The 8,373-nt window shown below is 66.8% G+C and carries 6 protein-coding genes; 5 read left to right on the top strand and 1 reads right to left on the bottom strand.

Going from position 1 to position 8,373, the window contains the following annotated elements; all coding sequences use genetic code 11:
- Positions 1-64: 64 nt before the first annotated feature.
- On the bottom strand, positions 65-1,588 hold the full coding sequence (locus ACFQ50_RS16310) for a sodium:solute symporter (protein WP_377996689.1): 1,524 nt from the start codon (positions 1,586-1,588) through the stop codon (positions 65-67).
- A 292-nt stretch (positions 1,589-1,880) separates the two neighbouring features.
- On the opposite strand from ACFQ50_RS16310, the gene ACFQ50_RS16305 reads away from it, so the two are divergent.
- From ACFQ50_RS16305 to ACFQ50_RS16285, 5 genes are all read left to right on the top strand, one after another.
- The gene (locus ACFQ50_RS16305) at positions 1,881-2,456 is read left to right on the top strand and encodes a helix-turn-helix domain-containing protein (protein WP_377996688.1); all 576 of its coding nucleotides are present in this window, start codon (positions 1,881-1,883) and stop codon (positions 2,454-2,456) included.
- A gap of 164 nt (positions 2,457-2,620) precedes the next feature.
- Complete coding sequence (speB, locus tag ACFQ50_RS16300) at positions 2,621-3,733, top strand: agmatinase (protein ID WP_377996687.1); 1,113 nt, start codon at positions 2,621-2,623, stop codon at positions 3,731-3,733.
- Positions 3,730-5,406 (top strand): thiamine pyrophosphate-binding protein, encoded by a 1,677-nt coding sequence (locus ACFQ50_RS16295; RefSeq protein WP_377996686.1) that lies wholly within the window; start codon positions 3,730-3,732, stop codon positions 5,404-5,406. Before speB ends, ACFQ50_RS16295 begins: the two co-directional genes overlap by 4 nt.
- Positions 5,407-5,611: 205 nt before the next feature.
- The gene (locus tag ACFQ50_RS16290; protein ID WP_377996685.1) at positions 5,612-6,109 is read left to right on the top strand and encodes a MarR family winged helix-turn-helix transcriptional regulator; all 498 of its coding nucleotides are present in this window, start codon (positions 5,612-5,614) and stop codon (positions 6,107-6,109) included.
- Between the two features lie 61 nt (positions 6,110-6,170).
- A complete protein-coding gene (locus tag ACFQ50_RS16285) occupies positions 6,171-8,156 on the top strand; it encodes an MDR family MFS transporter (protein ID WP_377996684.1) in 1,986 nt (661 codons plus the stop codon).
- Positions 8,157-8,373: the final 217 nt, after the last annotated feature.

Below are 8,373 nucleotides of genomic sequence, written 5' to 3'. Positions count from 1 at the left end.
TCCCCGCGCTGGGAGGCACCGCCGTCGTCGTACTTTTTCTAGATCTGCCGGGGCCCCGTGCAGGTCACCGGACAGTGGCCGAAACCGGTGCTTCCTCAGTGTCCTTGCCGGCCACCCGGCGGTACCAGCGGCTCATGACCGCGGGGTCCGTAGGCTTGGTCAGCAGGGAGACTGCCACGTAGACCACTGCGGAGGTGATCAGGCCGTAGTAGATCGGCTCATTGGCAAAGATGCCTTCCAGCGGTTCTTTGGCGTTGATCTCCAGGACGATCATGGTGCCGAGCGTCACCACGGAACCGACCGCCATGGACGCCGCGGCCGCGATGCCCGTGCCGCGCTTCCAAATGAGCCCGCCGAGGATGGCCACCAGGAGGCCGCCCACCAGGATGTCGTAGGCGATGGTGAGGGCGGCGACGACGTCCTTGGTGATGATGGCGATCAGGATGGCCACGATGCCGAGGCCGAGGACCCACATGCGGTTGGCCTTGACGTCGTGCTCCGGGTTGTCGGAATCGTCCGTGTTGATGGTCTTGCCGAACCAGCTGGCGACGAACGGCAGCACGTCCGCACGGGCAACGGTGGCTGCCGCGATCAGGGCGCCTGACGCGGTGGACATCATGGCCGCGACGGCGGCAGCGAGCACCAGGCCGCCGATGCCGATGGGCAGCAGGTTCTGCGCCACCTCGGCGTAGACAACGTCCTTGCCCTGGGTGGCGACGTCGATGCTGGGCAGCGCAACCCTCGCGCCGAGGCCGATCAGTGCGCCGGCCGCGCCGTAGAGGATGCAGTAGATGCCGGCGGTGGCGCCTCCCCAGCGGGCAACCCGCGGCGTCTTCGCCGTGAACACGCGCTGCCAGATGTCCTGGCCGATCAGCAGGCCGAGGGTGTAGACGACGAAGTAGGTGATGATCGTCTGGACACCGATGCCGTCAATCTGGAAGAAGCTGGCCTCCACGCGGCTGCGGATGCCGTCCAGGCCCCCGGCTGCGTTGAGCGTGAAAGGCAGCATGAGAAAGAAGATGCCCACGGTCTTGATGACGAACTGGACCTGGTCGGCCAGGGTGATGGACCACATGCCGCCAATGGTCGAGTACACCAGCACAATGGCGCCGCCGATGGCGATGGCCAGCGCCCGGTCCCAGCCGAACAGCACCACGAAGATGGTGGCGTAGGCGCCGGTGGAGGTGGCGCAGAGCATCAGGGTGTAGGCGAGCATGATGATGCCGGAGGTCCGGGTGGCCTGGCTGCCGTAGCGCAGGGACAGCATCTGGGAAACGGTGTAGATCTTCAGCTTCTGGATGGTGCCGGCGAACAGCAGGCTCAGCAGCAGGACACCGGCACCGATCGCCACCACGAGCCACATGCCCGAGATGCCGAACTTGTAGCCGAGGCCGACGCCGCCAACGGTGGAGGCGCCGCCCAGGACGACTGCGGCCATTGTTCCGGTGTAAAGGAACGGCCCCAGGCGGCGGCCGGCCACGAGGAAGTCGCTGTTGTTCTTGGTGCGGGACTTGCCCCACCAGCCGAAGGCCAGCATGGCGGCCAGGTAGACCACCACGATGGCGATATTGACGAAACTTGCGTCCATGATTGGGGATCCTTGGAGCTTTGGCAGCTTACGGGCCAGTCCGGGGAACGGGCTGCCCGGATGGTGCTGCACTGAACGGAAATCTGGGGGGAACGCTGGGTTCCTTGCTGGGCGTCTCCTCATGGGAGTTGTTTCACAAGCAACACTTGTTGCATAAAAGCGTAGGCTGTGATTCGAGTAACAGTCAAGACGCAAAGCTCCGCGGCGCGGCTTGCCCCGCGTCACAGAAGGGCAGGGCCGATAATATGACTCCAATGATGGGGCCGTGCGGCCGGCCGTGAAAGGTTCGTAAATGAAGGCACTACCAGTTGAGCCGAGCAATGTTCCGGTCGCCATCGGTTCAAGGATCCGCGCCGCGCGCCAGTCCCAGCGGCTCACCATTGAACAGGTGGCCGACGCCACCGGTTTGACCAAGGGCTTCCTTAGCCGCGTGGAGCGGGACCTGACCTCACCGTCTGTGGCCTCGCTGGTGACACTGTGCCAGGTGCTGTCGATCTCCATTGGCGACCTGTTCGCCGCGCCGGAAACCCACCTGACCAAGCGTGATTCGGGTCCGCGCATCTCCCTCGGCGGGGAGGGGATCGTCGAGCGGCTGCTGACCGCGCGGTCCGAACGGCGCGTGCAGATTATCCAGGCCGTCATTGACCCGCGGGGCCGGGGTGAATCGGAGCTCTACGCCGTTGACTGCGACGTCGATGTCCTGCATGTGATCAAGGGGACCATCAGGCTCATCCTCACGAACGAGGAGTACGAGCTGACCGCCGGGGACACGGTCACCTTCCCCGGCCGGGAACCGCATACCTGGGTCAACCCGACCGACGAATCCGTCGAGGTTTTGTGGGTGCTGGTGCCGGCCGCGAGCCGGTAGCGTTCTTCGAATCGGCCCGGGCCGCCTCTTCTTGGGCGCCCGGGTTTTTCTGCCCTGATTTTTAGAGATTCGGTAAACAGTCGGTGCACATTGGACAACTTCAAGTGTATGATGGCTGTCACAACCCACCCTCGACAAGTCATCCTCGAAGGAGAGGCGTTCCTTTGGAAGAGCTGCGCATCGAAGCCAACGGCAACCTTGGCCCCATCGATTCATCCCGTATTCCCCGCTACGCCGGGGCCGCAACCTATGCCCGCCTGCCGCGCCTGGACCAGGTGGCCAAGTCCGACATCACCGTGGTGGGCGTGCCCTTTGATTCCGGCGTCTCCTACCGCCCCGGTGCCCGTTTCGGCGCCAACCACGTCCGCGAGGCCAGCCGGCTGCTCCGCCCGTACAACCCGGCCTGGGACGTCAGCCCGTTCGAGAACTGCCAGGTGGCCGACGCCGGCGACATGGCCGTGAACCCGTTCAACATCAACGAGGCCATCGAAACCATCCAGCAGAACGCCCTGGACCTGACGGCGGGCGGCAGCAAGCTGCTCACCCTGGGCGGCGACCACACCATCGCGCTGCCGCTCCTGCGCGCCGCCGCCGAGCGCGCCGGTGGCCCCATCGCCATGCTGCACTTCGACGCCCACCTGGACACCTGGGACACCTACTTCGGCGCCGAGTACACCCACGGCACCCCGTTCCGCCGTGCCGTGGAGGAGGGCATCCTGGACACGGAGGCCATCAGCCACATCGGCACCCGCGGCCCGCTGTACGGGAAAAAGGATCTCGACGACGACCACCGCTTCGGGTTCGGCATCGTCACCTCCGCTGACGTTTACTACCAGGGTGTCCTCGAGACAGTGGCCAAGGTGCGGGACCGCATCGGAGACCGTCCCCTGTACATCTCCGTGGACATCGACGTTCTGGACCCCGCCCACGCGCCCGGAACCGGCACGCCGGAAGCCGGCGGCATCACCAGCCGTGAGCTGCTGGAGATCATCCGCGGCTTCCGCGGCATGAACCTCGTCGGCGCCGACGTCGTTGAAGTGGCGCCGGCCTACGACCACGCTGAGATTACCGGCGTTGCCGCGAGCCACGTGGCCTACGAACTCGTTACCCTCATGGCGGACAACACCGTGGCCGGTGACCGCTTCGGCTCTGCGACCGGCTACGCCGCCCAGGCGCTGGGCCGGGAAGCCCGGCGTCCGGCCGGGTTCGCCGCAGCCTCGCCCGCGCCGGCCAACAATGGCGCTGTCCGTGCCGCCGTGGGGGAGTACTCCCAGTGACCGCCGTCGGGACCGGTGCCCGCAACGGCGGGGATCTCGTCGTCGAAACCCTGGAGGCGCTGGGCGCTAAGACGGTGTTCGGCATTCCCGGACAGCATGCGCTGGGCCTCTTCGACGCGATGGGCCGGGGCAACCTGAAGTTCGTGTCCTCCCGCGTGGAGAACAACAGCGCCTTCGCCGCCGACGGCTACTCGCGGGCCACGGGGGAGGTGGGCGTGCTGTTCCTGTCCACCGGGCCGGGCGCGCTGACATCGCTCGCCGGGCTGCAGGAAGCCTACGCCACGGGTGTGCCCATGGTGGTGGTTGCCAGCCAGATCCCGCTCGAGGGCCTGGGCGCCCGGCGGAAGGGGATGCTGCACCAGCTGGATGACCAGAAGGCGTCGGCCGCGAACGTCACCAAGAGCCAGCGCCTGATCCAGCACGCCTCGGGCATTCCGTCCGCCATCCAGGACGCCTGGACCGAGGCGATCTCCTCGCCCCAGGGGCCGGTCTGGCTGGAGATCCCGCAAAACGTGCTGCTGGACCCCATCATGGTGCCGCCCGTCGAGGATGCGCTGGCAGAAGCGGCGGACAACCCGCCGCGCGTCGAGCTTGTCCGGGAAGCCGTGAAATGGCTGTCGGCGGCGGAACGCCCCGCCATCATTGCCGGCGGCGGAACCCGCCGGGGCCGGGCGGAAAAGTCGCTGCTCTCGATCGCGGAAAAGCTGAGGGCGCCCGTCATCTGCACGCCCGGCGGCAACGGCGCCTTCCCGTGGAACCACGAGCTCTCGCTGCAGTCGTGGATCGAGGACCGGCACATGACGGACCTCCTGGAGGACGCCGACGTCCTGGTGGTCATCGGCTCCTCGCTCGGCGAGGTCACCTCCAACTACTTCACGTTCGAACCGCGCGGCAGGATCATCCAGATCGACGCCGAACCGCGGGTTTTGGAATCCAACCGGCCCGGCCTGGGGATCCGCGCCGACGCCGGCCAGGCGCTCGCGGCCCTCGACGCGTCGCTGGTGGTGCCTGCCGACGCCAGGCCCGACTGGCACGGGACCTCGCCGGAGGACCTGGTCCGGGAGTCCCTGCGCCAGGTCAAGGAGCGGCTGGAATCGCAGGACCTGGCCAAGGAACTGAAGTTCATGGCCGATATTCGGGACGCCGTTCCGGCGGACATGCAGACGTTCTGGGACATGACCATCTCGGCGTACTGGGGCTGGAGCTGCTGGGACGCCCGCGAGGGCCAGTTCCACTCGGCCCAGGGTGCCGGCGGCCTGGGCTACGGCTTCCCGGCGGCGATCGGCGGGGCCGTGGGTTTGGAGACCGTGGGCAAGTCCGCGGCTTCGGCCAGGGTGCTCGCTGTGTCCGGCGACGGTTCGGCCATGTACTCCATCGCCGAACTCGCCACGGCCAAGCAGCACAATGTGCCCGTCACCTGGCTGATCGTGGACGACGGCGGCTACGGCATCCTGCGCGAATACATGGTGGGCGCCTTCGGCAAGGCAACGGCCACTGAGCTTGCCCGGCCGGACTTCGTGAAGCTGGCGGAATCCTTCGGTGTGCCCGCCGTCCGGGTCGCACCGGAAAACGTGGGGGACGCGCTCAAGGCGGGCTTCGCCGCGGACGGCCCGAACGTCGTCGTCGTCGAAACGCTGCTCAAGATGTTCGCCCCCACCCATCTGGACAGCTAACTCAGCGCGAACGCACACTTAAGCCCCAACCTCTCCAGCGCGAACTGGCAGGTAATGCCCTCTCAAGACGATTTTGAGGGCATCTGCTGCCAGTTCGCGCTGGCAGTGTTTAAGGAACGTTGCCCCGCCGCCATATGCTTAGTTTCCAAAAGCAACCATTTATTGCTATAGTTGCCTAAGGCAAGCAATAAGGGGTTAATTCACCATGGCAGTTGAGCCAAACACCGCGGCCGAACTCGTGCGCCAGATCTTCGACCTTCAGCGCGCCGTCCGGTGCGTGGCAATCTCCAACTCGCGCGGCCTGGAAGCGGGAATCGCGCTGCAGGGCGTCCTCCGCTTCGTGGGGGAGAAGGAATCCCGCGCCACGCACCTGGCCGCACGGCTGGGGGTCAGCGCTCCAGTCCTCAGCCGGCACATCGCAGAACTCGAGGAACTGGGGCTGGTCCACCGCAGGCCGGACCCCGACGACGGACGGGCGCAGTTGGTGGCCCTCACTGACGCCGGCCGCGCCAAGCTCGTGGAGATCGAGGACCACCGCGTGGCCACCCTGCAGGAGTTCCTGCAGGACTGGAGCCAGCAGGACGCCGAGGAGACGGCGAAAGTACTCTCCAAACTCGCGGAATCCCTGCGGGAATCCGCCCGGGCAACGACGGCCGGCGCCATCACAACCACCACCAAACGCAAGGAGCAGTTCATTGGCTAGCCACGCTGCCGTCTCCGGGACGGCCCCGTCACGCCCTTCGGCCCATCCACCACAAGCAGCGATGACGCACCGGCAGATCATGGAGGCCCTCACCGGGCTCCTGGCGGCCTTCTTCACCGCGATCCTCAGCAGCACCATCGTGGCCAACGCGCTGCCCACCATCATGTCCGAGCTCAAGGGCACGCAGACTGACTTCGCGTGGGTCATCACCGCAGCACTCCTGGCCAACGCGGCCACCACCCCGATCTGGGGCAAGCTCGCCGACCTGTTCGACAAGAAGGTTCTGGTCCAGCTCAGCATCGTGATCTTCGTGGCGGGCTCGGTGATGGCGGGCCTGTCCCAGACCATCCCGCTGCTGCTGACCGCCCGCGTTGTCCAGGGCATTGCCATGGGCGGCCTGACCGCGCTGGCCCAGGCGATCATCGGCTCCATGATCCCGCCGCGGGACCGCGGAAAGTACTCCGGTTACATGGGCGCCGTCATGGCCGTCGGCACGGCCGGCGGCCCGCTGCTGGGCGGTTTCATCGTGGACAGCCCGCTCGGCTGGCGCTGGACGTTCTTCGTCTGCGTACCGCTCGCCGTCGTCGCCCTGATCCTGCTCCAGATCACCCTCAAGATCCAGCACGTCAAGCGGCCAGCCAGGATCGACTGGCTCGGCTCCATCCTCCTCACCACCGGCGTCAGCCTTCTCCTCATCTGGGTGTCGTTCGCCGGCAACCCCGACTACTACGACTGGTGGTCCTGGCAGTCGGCACTGATGGTGGGCGGCGGCGTCGTGCTGCTGGCCCTGCTCGTTGTGGTTGAATCCAAGGTTGAGCAGCCCATCATCCCGCTGAAGATCATCTCCGAGCGCACCACTGCCCTGGCCATCTGGGCCTCCGTGGCCGTGGGCGTGGCGATGTTCGGCTCCTCGACCTTCCTGGGCCAGTACTTCCAGGTGGCACGCGGCGCAACACCCACCGAGGCGGGCCTCCTGACCCTGCCCATGATCGCCGGCAACCTGATCGGCTCCGTGCTTTCCGGCCAGCTGATCAGCCGCACCGGCAAATGGAAGCGCTACCTGGTCGCCGGGTCGATCCTGCTGATCGGCGGCCTGGGCCTCGCCGGCACCATGGACCACACCACGGAACTGTGGCAATCCGGAATCTTCACGGCGATCCTGGGCCTCGGGCTCGGCATGCTCATGCAGAACCTCGTCCTCGCCGTGCAGAACACTGTCAGCGCCAGCGACATCGGCACGGCCAGTGCTTCCGTGGCCTTCTTCCGCTCCGTGGGCGGCGCGATCGGCGTGTCCGTGCTGGGCGCGATCATGAGCAACCGGGTCAAGGAACTGGCCACCCAGGGCCTTGCCGACGCCGGCATCAAGGCAGGTTCCGGATCCTCCGGCGCCAGCCTCGACCTCGCCGACATGCCCGCCCCGATCCGGGACATCATGCGGGCAGCCTACGGCGATGCCACGGCCGAGATCTTCCTGATCGCCGGCGCCATCGCCGTTGTTGCCCTCATCGCCGTGCTCCTGATCAAGGAACAGCCGCTGCGCCGGACCGTTGACATCCGTCCGGAGGCTGCTGCCGACCCGGCACCGTCTTCCGCCTCGGGGTCCGGGCAGAATTCGGAACTCCCGGCCGCTGAGTATTCCGACGACGACCTCGAGCGTGAGTTCGCCGAAGTGCTGACCCGCCAGCTGGCCGACGACGCCAAAGCGCCGTCCTACCCCGGCCGGCCGAGGACTGCTGACCCCGTCCTGCCGATGAATGAACCGCCGGCGCGGGCCCGGACCATGCTGGCCGAGATGCACAACAAGCCAGCCGACCTGGTGCCGCTTATCCAGGAAACGCAGGGGCTCCTCGCGGAGCAGCAGCTTCAGCTGGCCACTGCACTGAACGCCGTCGCCCGGCAGGCCGAGCAGCAGCGGATCATCGCGCAGGAGCAAGTCAGGGTCGGCGCCGAACTGAAGGCGCTGAGCCGGCGGCTGGCCAAGGAACGCAAACTCCAGAGCGCGGCCGCGCACTACATCGCCTCGCACGGCAAGCACCGCGGCGAGTAGCCCCCGCTCGGACGGAGTTTTCGTCCGGATAGTGGCCGCCAAAACCCGGCAGAGGCCACTATCCGGACGAAAACTCCAGTTAAGCGGGCGGGGCGTACGACGGCGGCGGCCGGGTGCGGGGCTTAAGTGTTCGTTCGCGCTGTGGGTGCGGGCGTCGTCCGTTGGGATGATCTTCGCCCGCAACGTTTCGCACGGGCAACAGATTTCGTAGAGTTGG

This window comes from Arthrobacter sp. NPDC056493, from assembly GCF_042795115.1.
Classification (GTDB): domain Bacteria; phylum Actinomycetota; class Actinomycetes; order Actinomycetales; family Micrococcaceae; genus Arthrobacter.
This window is presented reverse-complemented; position numbering and strand designations above follow the sequence as displayed.

Excerpts from the sequence above, each read along its gene's own strand:
- ACFQ50_RS16310 (WP_377996689.1), bottom strand. The coding sequence starts at position 1,588 with ATGGACGCAAGTTTCGTCAATATCGCCATCGTGGTGGTCTACCTGGCC.
- ACFQ50_RS16285 (WP_377996684.1), top strand. The coding sequence starts at position 6,171 with ATGACGCACCGGCAGATCATGGAGGCCCTCACCGGGCTCCTGGCGGCC.
- ACFQ50_RS16290 (WP_377996685.1), top strand. The coding sequence starts at position 5,612 with ATGGCAGTTGAGCCAAACACCGCGGCCGAACTCGTGCGCCAGATCTTC.
- ACFQ50_RS16305 (WP_377996688.1), top strand. The coding sequence starts at position 1,881 with ATGAAGGCACTACCAGTTGAGCCGAGCAATGTTCCGGTCGCCATCGGT.